We start from the raw sequence: 15,453 nt of genomic DNA on the forward strand, positions 1-15,453 counted from the left end.
GCGGCTTACACTTTTGAGGATGCGATGAACGTCACCGTTGCTGTACTTGGCCGATCCGCATTCGATCAGCCCTTCACCGAACTCGTCACCGGCACGGTGCTGGTGGCTGATGCCGCGGTGGCGTTGACGCCAGCGATCCCGCCAGCAGCCGCCGCCCAGGAGCTGCAGCTGCGCATCACGCCTGAGGACAATGTGAAGGTGGCGGTCGGACAATGGCTGGATCCCGCGTCCCGGCCGGGGGCGTCACCCCTCAAGGATTACGAGGGAAACATCATCGGCACCGATCCGGCGCCGGAGCCCTCCACCCGCGGCACGTACCTGGCGTGGGCCAAGACGCCGCGTCAGATCCCCTTCAACGCCGGCAACTCCATCGTTCTGGCCCGCCCCGGCGTGGCCGCCGCGGTTTGATACAGCTTCAGTGATGCTCGATGCAGCTGCGCGCCGGCGCGCCTTGCGCGCGGCCGGAATGGATCCGGCCGACGCCGACAACCCGTGGGTCACCATCGCGGTGATCGCGCCGACAGATCCCAATGCGCCGCCGGTCAAACGCCCCCCGTCATCGAAAACGATCGCGCGCCTGCGGGAAAAGGCAGAAGCAGCTGCCAGGAACGCGGCGGCCGCTCGGGCCCTGACAGCTCAAGTTCAACCCGCGCTGCGTCCGCCGGCGGGGCGCTTGTTCGGTGTAGACGCCGCCGCGCTGCTGCTGCGCGGCCCGGTGGGCGGCATCGGCACGACTACGCGGATTGTGCGCACGTTGGGTCCCCTGGCAGCTGGTGGCCGGCATCCCGCGGCGGTGCTGATGGCCGCGGGCAGCTGGGGCGACGAGGAAGCGTTGCGCGAGGCCTTGGTGGGTCTGGGGCCGAAGCTGGCTGCAATCGGCCTGCGGATCTGCCGGCGGAAGGCCGGCCTTAGAATGGCGAAGGCGCGGCCATAAGATCCACCTCGACTGCCAATCCGCTGTGATCACTCAATCGCGGTTCCTGGCCGGTTTTGCCCTCCCAGGCCGCAATCGCTGCAGCATGCGGCTCCCAGGCTGCGGGTAGCAACACGTGATCGATCGGCGGGTGTGCCAGCTTTCCGGCGGGTACACGCTCTGTCTCCGTCGCGCAGAATAGGCCACAGGCAGCCATGGCCTCGCGCAGCAGCTGGCGGCTTTGGGCCGTGCCATAATAGTGTTTGCCGCCCAGGTTCATGTTCAGGTCGCCGGCCACGCACAGATCCGCCTCCGGATACTGTTGGCGCAGCGCAGCCCATTCCTGCCCCTGCTGAACGACGACGCGATGCATCTCGGACCAGTTGCGTACTGGCGTGCCCGGTTCGGCATCGCCGCGATCGTCGTGCCAGGGCATCACTGTACCGTAGACGATGAGCGGACCTTTCGGCGCCTCCACCACGGCTGCCACGGTGCGCCGCGGATCAACCACTTCAAGCTGCTGCAACACCGGGTAGCGGGTCCAGATGGACGTCCAGCGCCCGCCCAGCCGCCCTGTCGGCCGCTGGTCACTATGAACTGCCGTGTGACCCACCGATGGGGCCAACTCGTCGTGTGTCTCGGTCAGAACCCAAACGTCGCAGTTGTGCTGCTGCAGCACGTCGCGCCGCCGCGCGTTCTTGCCGGCGCCGGTGGCGTACTCAACGTTCCACGTTCCAATCCGCACGGCGCTGGTTTCCCCGACTTATGGGCCGACTGCATCTTGGACGATTCCGCAGCTACGGGGAAAGGCAGAAGCTGCCGCCAGGAACGCGGCAGCTGCCTGGGCCCTGGCGGCCCAGGTGCAGCCTGGATTGCGGCCGCCTGCGGGGCGCTTGTTCGGTGTAGACGCCGCCGCGCTGCTGCTGCGCGGCCCGGTAGGCGGCATCGGCACGACTGCGCGGATCGTGCGCACGTTGGCCCCCTGGCAGCTGGTGGCCGACATCCCGCGGCGATGCTGATGGCCTCAGGCGGCTGGGGGGACGAAGAGTCGTTGCGCGAGGCTCTGGCGGGTCTGGGGCCAAAACTGGCGGCCATTGGCCTGCGGGTCTGCCGGCGGAAGGCGGGACTTAGGATGGCGAAGGCGCGGGCGGCTTGACCAGAGGAGCCTGCTAAACGCCCCTCGGCCGGGCCTTTTGCGAGAAAGGGGGGCCCCTAAGCACTACCCTAGCGCTGGACCGCACCCATAGCCGATCCTGCGACACCACCGGGGTCGCGCTGGCAGAGCCGGCCGAGGAATTTACCATCGGCCGCGACTTGATCGACGCAGTGCATCGGGTCACGTCGTATGGCGACGGCGTGCGCGGATGGCGCCCCGGCTACGAGTGCAGGGTCGGGCTCGTCGGATTGGTGAGGCCGAACTGCGGGCGGAGGCTGAACAACCGCCGGGGTGACAATCTGTGCGGGCTCTGGGACGGGCGGCGTATAGTCGTACAGACCGAACAGGCCGCCCGCGATGGCACCGACAACAGCCGCAGCCGCGTACCATTTCGCCGAACCGGCTACTTCGACGCCAACTTCGTGGGCTAGGTGCGAGGTGTGAGCGGTGGCCATCATACAGTCCTCAAAGCTTCCAGAAGTGCAGTAACCCCTTGACGAAAAACATCAAAAGCAGGGCGATGTCCGCCCCGTGCGTGAGATAGTGCAACGGCAAACGGTCGAAGAAAATCGGCTCATGACCGTGCGCAATGAAGTGTAGTCCCCATTCGACCCCTTGCACAACTGCCACGAACACGAGCAGTTCGAGACCGTGAGCCACGAAAAACACCGCCCGGCGGCCGACACCCGCAAAAATTTCCCTCCACGGTTCAGCGTGACCGTTGGGCATTGATACTGTCCTAAGGCGGGATTGGTTTCAGATGGCCACGGTTTACGCACAGCGCAACCGCGAGGGCGGCCCAATAGATGGCGCAAAGCGCCGACACAAGCCGTTCGCCATACCGCTCGGCTGCATGGTGCCACAACATGGCTGGAACCAGACCATGTAGAATTTTCGCTAGGTGCGCCCAGCGTACGGCCCACACGGCTGGGGCAAACAGCCGCCCCCCCGAGCATCTCACGGGGACCGCTGGCCGCACGGCTGCAGGTTCGAGCTTTCACCACCACCAGCCTGGGCCGGCCGCTCGCCCTTCAGGTGAGCGTAGCGGCCGGGCTAGGCGACTGCACCGCGCGCCGCAGGCCGGGTGGTGCGATCGGGCCGCGCAAAAGGGCTCTGGCCGAAATTTCCGAGACCCTCCCGACTCTTAGAAGGAACTCTGACACCCGTGCCAGCAGCTAATTGCCCCCCTCCCACCAAGTCCGGGCGGGCGCTGCGGGGCAGGCGCAGGCGCAGCCAGGCCGCCCATTCGGCGCTGGCGATGCGGACCAGGTTGGTGTCGTTCCGAAAGCCGGTCAGGCGCCGCAGCTCGACGGTCACGAGGCCCACCAGCGCGGCCTGGCGCATCGCGCGCTTGGCGGTGGTGATGGAGACGCCGGCCAGGGCCGCGATGTGGCCCATGGCTAGGTTGCAGACGCCGCGGGCCGCGATGTGCTTGCCCACCACCGCCATCACCGCCTGTTCCCCGGGGGTGAAGGCTTTCGCCAGCTTGGGGGGCAGGTACCCTGATGCAGCCCAGTGCCGGCGCCTGGCCTTGCTTTCGGGGGTGCGGGGCCGCGATCCGGTGCGCGGGTGCGCGCGGGCAGGCGCTGTCCCCTGCCCATCAGGGGCAGGGGCAGCTGCCGGCACCAGTTGGGCACAGGCAGCCCCCAGGGCCAGCGCCCTGGTGGGCACCGCCTGGGCGATCCGCCGGCGGGAGGCCAGCAGCCCATCCAGTTCTTCGGCCTGTTCGTCCGAAAGCCCGCCGGCGCCGTAGGCCTGCCATAGAGCTGCAGCGACCTTGTCCAGCCGATCGGCGGCCGCGGCCTCGACGGCCCGGCGCATCTCATCAAACACGTCCATCCGTTCCCGGTCCCTTGCGGGCCGCGGCCAAGGTCCAGGCAAAGCTTCCCCATCGCCGGAACGGTGGTCCCGGCTTGACTCCCTAGGGGGTCGTGTGGCTTCTGAGAGGTGTTGATCTGGGCTCTCATAAGCCGGGATTTTGGACGGCCTCGCCCCGGCAAGGGCGGGGCCGTCTGCTTCTCAAGGCTCGTTGCGCGGCGGCTGCACTCCCTGCCCGTGGGCAATGTTTCGACGCGTAACCTCGACGGCTGCGCCGAGCAAGGCCCAGCGTTGTATTAGATCGGCGCTCTTCTTTCGAGCTTGGCGCCTGTACTCAAATTCCGGCGCTCTGTGGAATGGAGAGCTTCAAGGCACCGCCAACGTGCTGCGGCTCTCCTTGGATATGTGGGCAGCTTCTGGCGGCATGCCCGGGCGGCAGGGAAAGCTGACAGCCACAGCAGGAAACGGCACACCACAGCGGTCGGTGCTCGATACGGTACCTGCCAGGCCGTTCTAGCCGTTCAACGGCTCGATGCGGTGGCCTTTAAGCTGGTGCTGCACGAGGGCCAGCAAGGCGCCCTGCAGGGGCGTTTCAGCCACGCGAATGGCCTCTTGCATCGCCGCATCCATCGCAGCCTCGATCGAACCCTGGGACGATCTTGGGTGCTCTTCCATCAGGTACTCGATACCTGTGCGCAGGATCCGCAGTTGCATGTCGTTTACGATCGGCTTGCGGGCCGTTCCGTTCAGAATGCCGATAAGTTCGTTCATCGGCTTGTCGGGGTCGTCCATGTATTGACCAGCATCAAGATCGACTAAATTCTTGATGGAGCGATCCAGCTTTTCGAGCTTATTCTTATCGGCATGGCGGACGTTTCGCATTTGAGGGCTCTTTTATGTGCTGAATTACAGACCAATCGAAACGCCAGCGCTGAGGCAGAGATACATCGGAAGGCGCCCACAGCTATTGAAGGCAGCGGAAACTTACTCTGCGAATTTTTATTGTCAATCAATCAAGCAGTACAATATTATGAACACGATCCGTGTTTACATGGGTCGTGTTTATGATCACTCGATGAAATTAATACTTTGCGGCTCAATCTTCGCTTTTAGAGCGCCGATCAGCAGCACAGCGCGCTGGAACCCTGTATCTGCCGGCAGGGCAGCCCGTGGGATTTGGCAGCGCCGCTGGCCTGGGCGACCGGAGTGAACATGGATCGTGGGCACGCGGACAGGCGCCAGTGCGCCGATCAGGCGTGGGCCACCGGCAGCTCGCCCACCTGGGTCGTGTAGCGCGGCGTGCGCATCTCGAACTTCGTGTTCCAGCCCCGTTTGGCCACCAGCCCTGCCCGGGCCGGCACCACGGCGCCGCGGCCCCAGCGAGCGTTACAGGCGTCCATGGCCGCCATCAGCGGCCCTGACCGCTCCCGATCCATGGCGCCGATCAAGGCCCGCGGGCTGTGCGACAGCGGCACCAGGTCGTTGGTGATGATGCCGGCCTTCGAGTACCGCCACGGCCGCTGCCCAGGCTCGCGCCAGGTCTTGGCCACGCCCAGCTGCGCCGCCTTGATCAGCGCCAGGGTGTCGTTGGTGTGCTCGGGCAGGGAGACGGTGGTGGACACCGACCGCATCGGGGCATCCCTGTCGTGCTCGGACGTGTGGTAAAAAATTGACACGTGATTGGTGGCCAGCCCCTCCCGCCGCAGCTTCTCGCCCAGCCGGGTGGCGTGCGCGGCCACGGCCTCCTCGAGCACCGCCCGTTCGGTGATGCGGCTGCTGAACGAGCGCGTCACGGCGCAGCCCTTCCGCCGGGCCGGGACCATTTCCAGCGGCAGGCAGGCCAGCCCGCGCAGCTCGTGAATGATGCGCTCGCCGACCACGGTCAGGCCCTTGCGCACCGGCCTGGGGTCGAGGTCGCGCAGATCCGCCACGCTCTCGACGCCCATCGCTTCCAGCTTCGCCAGCGAGGCCCGGCCGATGCCCCACACCTCGGCCACGTCGATTCGGCAGAGCCAGTGGGCGTAGGCCGCCGGGTCGGTCAGGTCGCACACGCCCTGCAACTCGGGCACGGTCTTGGCGATGTGGTTGGCAAGCTTCGCCAGCGTCTTGGTGGGGCCGATGCCGACGCAGGTGGGGATCCCCGTCCAGGCCAACACGGTGGCCCGCAGATCCCGGGCGAGTTCCACCCGCAGCCCCGGCGCCACATCCGACAGGTTCAGAAAGCTCTCATCGATCGAGTAGATTTCGACCTGGGGGGCGAACTGGCGGTACACGGCGTTGGTGCGCCCGCTCATGTCGCCATAGAGCGTGTAGTTCGAGGAGAATACCCGCACGCCCTGGGCCCGGCACATCTCCCGGATCTTGAAGAACGGATCCCCCATTTTGATGCCGAGCGCCTTGGCCTCGGCCGTGCGGGCGATCGCGCAGCCATCGTTGTTCGACAGCACGATGATGGGCACCCGGGCCAGCCTGGGGTCAAACACCCGCTCGCAGCTGCAGTAGAAGCTGTTGCCATCGATCAGCGCCACCGCGCGGCCGCCGCCGATCCGGTCGCGCAGACGCGCGGCCGGATCGCTCACGCCAACCGCCCACGGGCGATGTGCCAGCGGATCGAAAAGCGCACCACGCCCCAGATCACGCCCTCGCCCATCTCCTCGACGGCGAAGGCCGGCAGATCCGGATTGCAGAACGCCAGCCGAGCCACGTTGCCGTCGATCACTAAGCGCTTGCAGCTCATCTGCCCGTCGATGGCAGCCACCACCACGCTGCCGTGGCCGGGCTTCAAGCTACGGTCCACGCACGCCAGGTCGCGGTCGTAGATGCCGGCGGCCTCCATCGAGGAGCCCGCGATACGCCACAGGAAGGTCGCTGGCGGGTTCGGCACCAACCACCGCGGCAGTTCCAGCGCGCCCTCAAGGAAATCGTCTGCAGGCGACGGGAAGCCCGCGCAGAGCGCGTGCCCGATCAGGGGCACGCGCACGGCGTCGGGGCTGCCCATCTGCAGTTCCTCGATGCGCTCGATATGCACGGCGACCACGATCCGAACCAGAACACAGTAAGAACAAAGCCGACCGACGGCCTGGGTTCAACCGATATGCTGGATCCGGCGAATATCGCGGTGGGCGGCTGTGGATGGGTCGAAGAAAGTTGAACGAAATGCTGGTGTTACGGCTTCCGAGCGCCGGTGGTGCCGGGCCGGCATCGGCCCTGGCGGCCAAGCCCATCGACCTGACTGCACGTGAGGCGGCGGGCGCGGAATTCATAGTGGATGACGGCAAAGGGCCCGGCATGCGCTTGCGCCCCAGCGCTAGCTCATCAAGTGGTGCGCCGGCCGGTAATGGCTGACGGAAACGTGGCCTGGACGCAACATTGGCCCGCTCGCCCTCGTTGCCTTCAGCCGGGATATCCGGCGCGCCCACGACGTCCTGGCGCCTCTGGGACAGCATCTTGCGCTGACCCTTCTGACCGCGGTCTCTGGCAGGATGAAGCAATTCTTAGCGCGGTCTTGGATGCGCTGAAGCCGCGGCCGGCAGCGACCCGTCTGCGGGTGTGCCGGCGCACGGCGGGTCGACGCTTTGCGAAGGCGGTAACGCAATCCTGGTAGGACCGAATCGGGATAGGATGTCACTAGGAGTGATTGGCGCCAGCCACAATGGCTGTTTGCCTCATTGCGGGTCTGTCAATTTTCCGCTCTCAGGATAAATGTCTAGGGCCAATCGTCGTGTCATTTTGTACCGCAGAAATCGTCCGCCAAGGCCGAGTTTGAGATGAGCGAGCAACACTATCGCGTCCGCGTCGAAGGCGACCATATCCGGAAGCTCTCCAGCGCAAAGCCCATTCAGGCAGCAGCTGAACTCATCTGGAACGCTGTCGATGCCGACGCGACCCGCGTCGACGTTGAAATCGACACGGATGACTTGGCCACGAAAGCCATCAACATCCGAGACAACGGACATGGAATCCCGCGTTCTGAGGTTGAGTACTTATTTGCAAAGATTGGCGGATCTTGGAAATCTCACGGCAATCGCTCGAAATTGAAAAGAAGGATGCTTCACGGCAAAGAGGGCAAGGGACGCTATAAAGCTCTTGCGCTTGGCCGAGTGGCGGAATGGACGGTTAGATATCTCGACGCTGGAAAACTTTTACAATACAAGATAACGATCATTCGGGATAAGCTCGAAGATGTTGCGGCCACCGAGGCGGTCGAGGTCGATCGACAGTTGGGGACCGGGGTCGAAGTCCGCATTACAGAACTTGACAGAACCTTTAGATCGCTTGATCCGGCGAATGCCATACAATCGCTATCTGAGGTGTTTGCGCTGTATTTAACAGATTATTCTGACGTGAGGATATTTTTCGACAATGGCGAACTTGATCCTAGTCAGATAATATTGGGGCGGGAAACGTACTCGCTTCCACCGATTATCGATGACGGCTCTACATATCCCGTTGAAGTGGAAATAATCGAGTGGAAATCATCATCTGAGCGATGGGTCTTTCTCTGCGGCCCTGAGGGATTCCCCTTCCATAGAGTGGCCCCTCGATTCCACACTCCGGGCTTCCAGTTTACCGCATACTTGAAATCACCATTCATAGGCGTGCTTCAGCAGCAAGGGCTTCTCGATCTCGCTGAGATGAGTGCACCCCTTCAGGCCGCCTATGAGGCTGCCTCCGACAAAATTAAAGAATTTTCACGCGCTAAAGAGATCGACGCCGCAAAATCTGAGATCGATCAGTGGAAAGCTGAGTCAATTTATCCTTACGCGGCAGAGCCGGTCACGTCCGTCGAGAAAGCCGAGAGGAAGGTCTTCGATATAGTTGCTTTAAATGTAAACAAGCACCTGACTGAATTTTCAGACCAAAGTCGCAGAACCAAGGCCTTTCAGCTGCGCATGCTCAAACAGGCAATTGAGCGCGGGCCAGACGAACTTCAGCATATTCTGACCGAAGTTCTCGAGCTTCCGGAACGTACACAAAAAGAACTTGCGAAACTGCTTGATGAGGCTAGCTTAGCCAACGTAATCGGCGCATCGGCGCTCGTATCTGACAGATTGAAATTTGTTCACGGACTAGAGGCGGTTCTTTTTGATGCCGAAAGTCGCAATCTACTGAAGGAGAGAAGTCAGCTTCATCGGATGATTGCGGACAACAATACCTGGATATTTGGAGAGGAGTTCAACCTCACAGTTGATGATCAGTCGCTGACCGAGGTGCTAAAGAAACATCGTAAGCTGATCGGGCAAGATACCGCCATAGATCAACCGGTTCGCCGCATTGATGGAAAAGTCGGCATTGTTGATCTGATGTTATCACGTGCGGTGCCGCAGAATCATGCAGATGAGCGTGAGCATCTCGTTGTTGAGTTGAAGCGCCCCTCCGTCAAGATTGGCGCCGAAGAAATTACTCAAGTTCAAAAATATGCATTTACAGTAGCGGACGATGAGCGATTTAGGCACCTGAAGACGCGCTGGAGTTTCTGGGTCATATCAAATGACCTCGACGCTTACGCTCGCGCTCAAACTCGACAGCATGGGAAAGCGCGCGGTCAGATATTTCTATCCGAGGACGGGTCAATTTCCGTTTGGGTCAAGAGCTGGGCGGAGGTTCTGTCGGAGTGCAAATCACGGCTCAAATTTGTTCAAGACCATCTGCAAGCCAATGTAGATCGTGATAGCTCGCTGAAATATTTGAAGAAAACTTACGAAAAGTATCTAAGCGGCGTCATTGAATCAGATGGGGAGGAGCCTGATGCTGCTAATGAAGCTTGATTATAGGTAGAAGCGACCCGGCCGCTTGACCTGACCACCTCTGAGTGGCCTGGAGCACGACGAGCTGATAGCGGCTGCCCACCGTGCCCAGGCGGATGCCTTGGAAATCGAGGCGCAGGCCAAGCGCCGGCTCGCGGATGAATACGACGCCGCCCAGGAGCGGGGCGAGGTAGCTGCCAACGGGCAGCGCGGAAAAGCCGTTCCAGACGGGAACAGCTTGGCCACCGTCGCTGACCTTGGCCTGACCCGCAAAGCGATCCACGAGGCCCGCCAGCTGCGCGACGCGGAGGCGGCCGACCCCGGCGTGATCCGCCGCACGCTCGATGCACGGCTGGCGGAAGGCCGGGAGCCCACGAAGGCTGCCGTGCGCGTGTAGGATGGCAACGCTCGATGGAGGTCGCCTTGGACGTCGCAACAGCCACAGAAGCCCGCTTCCGGCAGGCCCACACGGAGGCGGCCAACAGGGCCGAGGCCACTGCGCTGCTGATCCGCTGCGGGTACCGCGTGTACCGGCCGGAAGCGGACATCGAGGGCGAGGATCTGGTGGTGCGGGATCCGGCTGGTGCGCTGGCCGGCGTACAGCTCAAGGGCCGGCCTCTGGTGGATTGGCGCCGCTATGGCGGCCGCCAGCTGCTGATGCTGTTCCCCTCAGCGCCGTACAGCCCTACGGTGGCACGCACGTGGTTTCTCGTACCCCATGACCTGTTCTTCGACTGGGTGAAGGCCCGGCACGGCCACACCCCGAAGTGGGGCGACTTGTGGCATTACCCGTCGATCGGGCGGGATCTGGCGGCCTTTCTGGCACCGTACGAGGTGCGGCCGCCTGCAGAGCAGCAGAACGAAGCGCCCTAGGCACGCTGCAGGCCTGCACGCGGGCTTGGCCGTGCTGCCGTGCGACGTGCGCCAGGGCGGCCTGCGCGATGCCATCCTGCACAGCGCCGGCGCCAACGCGGCCCACGGCCTGCGCCGCTCGAACGCGGACAAGCGCCGCGCCGTGCTGATGCTGCTGCAGGACGAGGAATGGGGGCAGTGGAACAACAGCGAGATCGCCCGCCGATGCGCTGTTGACGAAGGGCTGGTTCGAAGGATGCGGGCCGAGCTGCCATCTTCGGATGATCCGAAGATGCAGGCCACGCGCACGGTCTAGCGCGGCGGCAAGGTCTACACGATGGACACCGGCCGGATCGGCCGGCAGCAGCCCGAGCCCGATCCGCCAGCTGTGCCGCCCGCGCCAGATCCGGCACCCGCGCCCGATCAGGGCCCGGGCAACGTGGTGGTGCTGGGCTCCCGCCTCACCATCATGCCGTCCCCCGGCGCTGTAGAGCGCGGCCACCTTGCCGATGAAGTGGCGGACGATCTGCGGGGCGCCGGCCTCATTCGCACGGCTGAGTAAACGGATGAGCCCCGGCCGCTCACGCGGGCCGGGGCTCATCAACGACATGCTCTGCAGGATCGCGGATCAGGCTTGTCCATCCTTCGCCGCATCATCTGGACTATCGTTTTTCCTCTTTGCGCGTTCGATGACAGGATCCGTCGAGGCGTCGACTACGCTGCTGCGGACCGAAGTGTGGCCGCTAGATGGAGCTTCAGTCGGGGTGGCGTCGATCTCACTCGTGCGCGTCGTTGTGTGGGAGCTTTCGGCGCTAAAACCCTTACCGATCTGCTGTGAGAAATCGGCATCCGCGGTGGTCTTGCGAAGGGCTCCCTCGTTCTTCGGCTCGCCGCTCTTCTCGTCGCTCATCGATGCTCCCTTCCCTGTAGATCCAGAACCTGGGATCTCAACCACGATCCGGCAAGCGATCGCAGGGCTTTCATCGGGCGCGGGACGGATAACACCGGGACCCCCGCGTAAGCGTCGCGCAGCTGCCGGGCCTCGTGGATCGTCTTGCGGGTCAGGCCGAGGTCGGCGACGGTTGCCGTCGTAGGCGACCGTTCCCGGCCGGAACGCTCGCCCCCGCCCTGCGGCCCGGCCACTTCGCCCCGCTCCTGCGCGGCGTCGTACTCGTCCGCCGGCCGGCGCTTGGCCTGGGCCTCAGTCTGGAGGGCATCGGCACGTCACTGCCGGATGTCCGTTCTGGGGCGACTCGCGGATGACGGCGGCGACCGTCTCGACCGTGGCGCTGCCCGTGGCCCAGAACTGGTACAGGGCCTCAGCCGAGGCATCCTGATAGAGCTCAACCCGCTGGCGCACGGCGGGGTCTGGGACCTTGGCCGGGTTGATCGTCACCAGCCACAACGGGTACCGCTTGAGCGGCATGCAGGTCATAGCCTGCTCTCGCCCGGCAGCATCGCGCGTAACGATATCGTTACGCGCCCCGTAACGATCGCTACCTGCGTTCAGCTTGGCGTTTTGGCTTTGCCAAGCGAGGCCCATGCCCTCAACCACGGGGCGCATCACAACCCAGCGCTCGCCTCCTGCCTTCAGTTTGCGATGCCGAGCTGGCCTATTAAGGCCACTGCACCCGACCCCGGGGCGCAATCGAGGCCAGCTGCGTTAGTGCGGCGCCGATTGTGAGGAGACCCCGAATGGCGGACGACTTTGCGCCGCGGCTTGCCGTGCTGGTAGTCGAGGACAACCCTGTGCAACTCATGGAAGCGGCAGCAGCCTTGCGGGAAGCGGGGTACGAGGTTGCCGAGGCCGCAACCATCGAGGCCGCTCAAGCCCACCTTGCAGCACGGCCCGAACTCGCGGCCATGGTCGCAGACGTAGACCTTGCCGGTGAGCCCCTCAGCGGCTTTACCCTAGCCAAGGCTGTCGCAGCGCGCTGGCCAGAGCTCGCCATCCTGATCGTGTCGGGAGTGGAATGGCCTGGCCCGGAGCAGATGCCCATGGGCGCGCGCTTCCTGCGTAAGCCCTTTATGCCCGATGGCCTCGCCGAGGCCCTGCAAACCGTACTAACGGCGCGGGGGATCGGCTTGTAAGCCGACCCCCATTCATCGGTCAGTCCGCCAGAGCAGCGATGATCAAAACGAGCCGGCGAGCATGAACGTGCCCGCGATGAGCAAGGTGATCAGGAGCATGTTGGAAGCCTCAGGTGCCAAACGGCGCCACTTCCACATGAACGCTTATAGCCACGCTCGGTTGCGCGCAGCTCGGCTCTGGTCACCGGGCAGCTCAATCCCGGCCATCTTCACCCATTGCGTCGTCGTAGGCGTCGAACAGCCAGGCCAGAAGATTGGTGCCCACGTCATCGCCAAGCTCGCCTATGGGCTTGTTTAACGGCTTCTGGGGGTACTGCGACCGCACCTCGGCGAGCAACCTGCAAGCCAACCGATCCAGCGCATCGCTGGGCAGCACCTGGTCGCGCTCGGCAGGCATGGATGCACCCTCTCACCCGTATGCCAGGCGCCCGGCCCCGCCCCGATCTGATCACGAGGCGGGGGAGCGTCCGATCTCACCAGCGGTGGGCCGATACACAACGCGGCCCGGTGATCACCATGCTGGAGCAGGCTTAACCGGCCGTCAGGCGTCTCAGGGCGGCGCCGTACCGAAATAGGCCGCCCTGCAAGCGTGCTACCCCGGTGCAACCCCGACCACTTTTGGGGTAGCACCGAATTTGTGATGCGGGTTAAGCTATTGTTCTGGAAAAGTTTTTGGTGAGCGCGCTGGGACTCGAACCCAGGACCTACAGATTAAAAGTCCGTTGCTCTACCAGCTGAGCTACGCGCTCGCGTCCGGGAACCGCCCTGGGGCGGCCGCGCGGGGACGGCGCGTTCGCAATAGGTGAGCGGGGCCGGGGGGTCAACACGGGGTTGTGGGTGGCGCCTAGTCGCCGTCGCCGCGGGCACGCTCGACGATGCCCCGGGCCTCGTCGAAGGCGGCGTCCGGGTCGAGGGCCGTCGTGTCGAGACGGACCGCGTCGTCGGCCATGCGCAGCGGCGCGGCGGCGCGCGAGGCGTCGCGGGCGTCGCGGGCCTCGATGTCGGAGAGGATCGCCGCGAAGGTTGCCGCCTCGCCGCGCCCGGAGAGCTCACGGTGACGGCGGCGCGCCCGCTCCTCGGAGGAGGCCGTGATGAACAGCTTCACGTCGGCGTCCGGACACACCACCGTGCCGATGTCGCGCCCGTCCAGCACCGCACCCTGGGGATCGGCCGCGAAGCGCCGCTGCCAGGCCAGCAGCGCGGCGCGGACCTCGGGGACCGCAGAGATCCGCGAGGCCGCCTCGCCCATGGCGCGGTCGCGCAGGCGCGGATCGTCCAGCCTGTCGGCGTCGAGGGCGTGGGCGGCCCGGGACGCGGCCTCCGGATCGTCCAGGGACAGGCCGGCATCGATCAGGGCCAGCGCCACCGCGCGGTAGAGGAGGCCCGTGTCGAGATGCGGCAGCCGGTAATGGTCGGCCAGGCGCTTGGCCAGCGTACCCTTGCCCGAGGCGGCCGGGCCGTCGATCGCGATGACGAGCGGCATGATGGTCAAGCCCCGATCCGGCCGCCGAGGGCCTGCATGGACGGCAGGAAGCTGGGGAAGCTCGTGGCAATCATCGCGCCGTCGTCCACCGTGACCGGCGCCTTCGTGGCGAGCCCCATCACCAGGAACGCCATGGCGATCCGGTGATCGAGATGGGTCGCCACCGTGCCGCCGCCGGGCGCCGCCGTGCCGTCGCCCTCGATCACGAGGTCGTCGCCCTCCACGCTGTGGCGCACGCCGTTGGCGGCAAGGCCCGCCGCCACGGCCGCGAGGCGGTCGGATTCTTTCACCCGCAGCTCGTGCAGGCCGTTCATCCGGGTCCGGCCCTCGGCGAAGCTCGCGGCAACCGCGAGCACCGGGTACTCGTCGATCATCGCGGGCGCCCGCTCCGGCGGGACGTCGACGCCGGTGAGGCGGCTGGCGCGCACCCGCAGGTCGGCGACGGTCTCACCGCCCTCCTCCCGCTCGGCCAGGCGCTCGATCTGCGCGCCCATCTCCAGAAGGGTGGTGATCAGCCCGGTCCGCAGGGGGTTCATCATCACGCCCTCGATCACCACGTCGGATCCGGGCACGATCAGCGCCGCCACCAGGGGGAAGGCCGCCGAGGACGGATCGGCCGGGACCACCACGTCGGTCCCGCGCAGGGTCGGCTGCCCGGTGAGCGAGATCTTGCGGCCGTGGCCGCCGGGCCCGTGCGGCTCGACCCGGACCTCGGCGCCGAACAGGCGCAGCATCCGCTCGGTGTGGTCGCGGGTGGCGGCCGCCTCGATCACGGTGGTGGTGCCGGGCGCGTTGAGGCCCGCGAGCAGCACCGCGGACTTGATCTGCGCCGAGGCCGCCGGCGTCTCGTAGGTGATCGGGATCGCCTCGTTGAGGCCGCGCAGGGTCAGGGGCACGCGTCCGCCCTCGGCCTCGGAGAGGACCCGCGCGCCCATGCGGGTGAGCGGGTCGAGGATCCGGCGCATCGGGCGCGAGCGCAGCGACGCGTCGCCGTCGAAGGTTGCGGTCACCGGCTGGCCGCCGACCACGCCCATCATCAGCCGGGAGCCGGTTCCGGCATTGCCGAAATCCAGCACCTCGGCCGGGTCGGTGAGGCCGCCGATGCCGACCCCGCGCACCACCCAGCGTCCCTCGCCGAGGCGCTCGACTCCGGCACCCAGCGCCTTCGCGGCGGCGGCGGTGCGCAGCACGTCGTCGCCCTCGAGCAGGCCCTCGACCCGGGTCTCGCCCTGGCTCAGCAGCCCCAGGATCATGGCCCGGTGCGAGATCGACTTGTCGCCCGGCGGACGCAGCCGCCCGGTGAGCGGCGCGCCGGGGGCGGCGGTGAGGGGCTGGGGAGGCGAATTGTGCGACACGGGGCGTCCGTTCGGGAATCTCAGGTGGGCCGGGATCC

19 protein-coding genes and 1 tRNA gene are annotated in these 15,453 nt (G+C 65.3%); 8 read left to right on the forward strand and 12 right to left on the reverse strand.

What is annotated here, in order from left to right; translation table 11 throughout:
* Window positions 1-24 precede the first annotated feature (24 nt).
* Together BMZ47_RS14440 and BMZ47_RS28000 are read left to right on the forward strand one after the other, a co-directional pair.
* Complete coding sequence (locus BMZ47_RS14440; RefSeq protein WP_139220989.1) at window positions 25-408, forward strand: hypothetical protein; 384 nt, start codon at window positions 25-27, stop codon at window positions 406-408.
* Window positions 409-421: 13 nt separating this feature from the next.
* The gene (locus BMZ47_RS28000; RefSeq protein ID WP_139220990.1) at window positions 422-934 is read left to right on the forward strand and encodes a hypothetical protein; all 513 of its coding nucleotides are present in this window, start codon (window positions 422-424) and stop codon (window positions 932-934) included.
* Here the strand turns inward: BMZ47_RS28000 and BMZ47_RS14445 are convergent.
* The 6 genes from BMZ47_RS14445 to BMZ47_RS14470 all read right to left on the reverse strand — a co-directional run bounded on the left by BMZ47_RS14445 (window position 909) and on the right by BMZ47_RS14470 (window position 6,915).
* Window positions 909-1,658 (reverse strand): endonuclease/exonuclease/phosphatase family protein, encoded by a 750-nt coding sequence (locus tag BMZ47_RS14445; protein ID WP_091863158.1) that lies wholly within the window; start codon window positions 1,656-1,658, stop codon window positions 909-911. The two genes, BMZ47_RS28000 and BMZ47_RS14445, sit on opposite strands and share 26 nt — an antisense overlap.
* Before the next feature lie 876 nt (window positions 1,659-2,534).
* Entirely contained in the window at window positions 2,535-2,798 is a 264-nt protein-coding gene (locus tag BMZ47_RS14450; RefSeq protein ID WP_139220991.1) for a hypothetical protein, read from the reverse strand.
* A 324-nt stretch (window positions 2,799-3,122) separates the two neighbouring features.
* A complete protein-coding gene (locus tag BMZ47_RS28605; RefSeq protein WP_091863160.1) occupies window positions 3,123-3,908 on the reverse strand; it encodes a hypothetical protein in 786 nt (261 codons plus the stop codon).
* 492 nt (window positions 3,909-4,400) lie between these two features.
* Window positions 4,401-4,769, reverse strand: a complete 369-nt coding sequence (locus BMZ47_RS14460; RefSeq protein WP_139220994.1) for a hypothetical protein — start codon at window positions 4,767-4,769, stop codon at window positions 4,401-4,403.
* A 368-nt stretch (window positions 4,770-5,137) separates the two neighbouring features.
* Window positions 5,138-6,466 carry a Y-family DNA polymerase gene (locus BMZ47_RS14465; RefSeq protein WP_091863162.1) on the reverse strand — a complete coding sequence of 443 codons (1,329 nt, stop codon included), beginning with the start codon at window positions 6,464-6,466 and terminating at the stop codon, window positions 5,138-5,140.
* Entirely contained in the window at window positions 6,463-6,915 is a 453-nt protein-coding gene (locus BMZ47_RS14470) for a LexA family protein (RefSeq protein WP_091863295.1), read from the reverse strand. Before BMZ47_RS14470 ends, BMZ47_RS14465 begins: the two co-directional genes overlap by 4 nt.
* 739 nt (window positions 6,916-7,654) lie before the next feature.
* On the opposite strand from BMZ47_RS14470, the gene BMZ47_RS14475 reads away from it, so the two are divergent.
* The 5 genes from BMZ47_RS14475 (at window position 7,655) to BMZ47_RS28015 (ending at window position 11,048) form a co-directional block, all read left to right on the forward strand.
* Window positions 7,655-9,655 carry an ATP-binding protein gene (locus BMZ47_RS14475; protein ID WP_091863163.1) on the forward strand — a complete coding sequence of 667 codons (2,001 nt, stop codon included), beginning with the start codon at window positions 7,655-7,657 and terminating at the stop codon, window positions 9,653-9,655.
* 100 nt (window positions 9,656-9,755) lie between these two features.
* Window positions 9,756-10,031, forward strand: coding sequence for a hypothetical protein (locus BMZ47_RS14480; RefSeq protein WP_091863164.1), 276 nt, complete (start codon window positions 9,756-9,758; stop codon window positions 10,029-10,031).
* Window positions 10,032-10,045: 14 nt separating this feature from the next.
* On the forward strand, window positions 10,046-10,507 hold the full coding sequence (locus tag BMZ47_RS14485) for a hypothetical protein (RefSeq protein WP_091863165.1): 462 nt from the start codon (window positions 10,046-10,048) through the stop codon (window positions 10,505-10,507).
* A gap of 25 nt (window positions 10,508-10,532) precedes the next feature.
* On the forward strand, window positions 10,533-10,802 hold the full coding sequence (locus BMZ47_RS14490) for a hypothetical protein (RefSeq protein WP_091863166.1): 270 nt from the start codon (window positions 10,533-10,535) through the stop codon (window positions 10,800-10,802).
* Window positions 10,803-10,823: 21 nt separating this feature from the next.
* Window positions 10,824-11,048, forward strand: coding sequence for a hypothetical protein (locus BMZ47_RS28015; protein ID WP_139220995.1), 225 nt, complete (start codon window positions 10,824-10,826; stop codon window positions 11,046-11,048).
* A gap of 66 nt (window positions 11,049-11,114) precedes the next feature.
* Here the strand turns inward: BMZ47_RS28015 and BMZ47_RS28020 are convergent, their stop codons facing one another.
* Window positions 11,115-11,396 carry a hypothetical protein gene (locus BMZ47_RS28020; RefSeq protein WP_139220996.1) on the reverse strand — a complete coding sequence of 94 codons (282 nt, stop codon included), beginning with the start codon at window positions 11,394-11,396 and terminating at the stop codon, window positions 11,115-11,117.
* Window positions 11,397-11,687: 291 nt separating this feature from the next.
* Entirely contained in the window at window positions 11,688-12,134 is a 447-nt protein-coding gene (locus tag BMZ47_RS14495; RefSeq protein WP_280142730.1) for a phage antirepressor N-terminal domain-containing protein, read from the reverse strand.
* A gap of 47 nt (window positions 12,135-12,181) precedes the next feature.
* Here BMZ47_RS14495 and BMZ47_RS14500 point away from each other — a divergent pair, with 47 nt between their 5' ends.
* Window positions 12,182-12,577, forward strand: coding sequence for a response regulator (locus BMZ47_RS14500; RefSeq protein ID WP_091863168.1), 396 nt, complete (start codon window positions 12,182-12,184; stop codon window positions 12,575-12,577).
* A gap of 193 nt (window positions 12,578-12,770) precedes the next feature.
* Here the strand turns inward: BMZ47_RS14500 and BMZ47_RS14505 are convergent, their stop codons facing one another.
* The 4 genes from BMZ47_RS14505 to aroA all read right to left on the reverse strand — a co-directional run bounded on the left by BMZ47_RS14505 (window position 12,771) and on the right by aroA (window position 15,415).
* Window positions 12,771-12,974, reverse strand: coding sequence for a hypothetical protein (locus tag BMZ47_RS14505; protein ID WP_091863169.1), 204 nt, complete (start codon window positions 12,972-12,974; stop codon window positions 12,771-12,773).
* A gap of 276 nt (window positions 12,975-13,250) precedes the next feature.
* Window positions 13,251-13,326 (reverse strand) — tRNA-Lys (locus tag BMZ47_RS14510).
* A gap of 95 nt (window positions 13,327-13,421) precedes the next feature.
* Window positions 13,422-14,060 (reverse strand): (d)CMP kinase, encoded by a 639-nt coding sequence (gene cmk, locus BMZ47_RS14515; RefSeq protein WP_007564918.1) that lies wholly within the window; start codon window positions 14,058-14,060, stop codon window positions 13,422-13,424.
* Window positions 14,061-14,065: 5 nt separating this feature from the next.
* Complete coding sequence (gene aroA / locus BMZ47_RS14520) at window positions 14,066-15,415, reverse strand: 3-phosphoshikimate 1-carboxyvinyltransferase (protein ID WP_091863170.1); 1,350 nt, start codon at window positions 15,413-15,415, stop codon at window positions 14,066-14,068.
* Window positions 15,416-15,453 lie beyond the last annotated feature (38 nt).

It is taken from the genome of Methylobacterium brachiatum (genome assembly GCF_900113845.1).
Taxonomy (GTDB): Bacteria; Pseudomonadota; Alphaproteobacteria; order Rhizobiales; family Beijerinckiaceae; genus Methylobacterium; species Methylobacterium brachiatum.

Coding starts and splice junctions, on each gene's coding strand:
- BMZ47_RS14440 (WP_139220989.1), top strand. CDS start 25: ATGAACGTCACCGTTGCTGTACTTGGCCGATCCGCATTCGATCAGCCC.
- BMZ47_RS28000 (WP_139220990.1), top strand. CDS start 422: ATGCTCGATGCAGCTGCGCGCCGGCGCGCCTTGCGCGCGGCCGGAATG.
- BMZ47_RS14450 (WP_139220991.1), bottom strand. CDS start 2,798: ATGCCCAACGGTCACGCTGAACCGTGGAGGGAAATTTTTGCGGGTGTC.
- BMZ47_RS28605 (WP_091863160.1), bottom strand. CDS start 3,908: ATGGACGTGTTTGATGAGATGCGCCGGGCCGTCGAGGCCGCGGCCGCC.
- BMZ47_RS14460 (WP_139220994.1), bottom strand. CDS start 4,769: ATGCGAAACGTCCGCCATGCCGATAAGAATAAGCTCGAAAAGCTGGAT.
- BMZ47_RS14475 (WP_091863163.1), top strand. CDS start 7,655: ATGAGCGAGCAACACTATCGCGTCCGCGTCGAAGGCGACCATATCCGG.
- BMZ47_RS14485 (WP_091863165.1), top strand. CDS start 10,046: ATGGAGGTCGCCTTGGACGTCGCAACAGCCACAGAAGCCCGCTTCCGG.
- BMZ47_RS28015 (WP_139220995.1), top strand. CDS start 10,824: ATGGACACCGGCCGGATCGGCCGGCAGCAGCCCGAGCCCGATCCGCCA.
- BMZ47_RS28020 (WP_139220996.1), bottom strand. CDS start 11,396: ATGAGCGACGAGAAGAGCGGCGAGCCGAAGAACGAGGGAGCCCTTCGC.
- BMZ47_RS14500 (WP_091863168.1), top strand. CDS start 12,182: ATGGCGGACGACTTTGCGCCGCGGCTTGCCGTGCTGGTAGTCGAGGAC.
- BMZ47_RS14505 (WP_091863169.1), bottom strand. CDS start 12,974: ATGCCTGCCGAGCGCGACCAGGTGCTGCCCAGCGATGCGCTGGATCGG.
- cmk (WP_007564918.1), bottom strand. CDS start 14,060: ATGCCGCTCGTCATCGCGATCGACGGCCCGGCCGCCTCGGGCAAGGGT.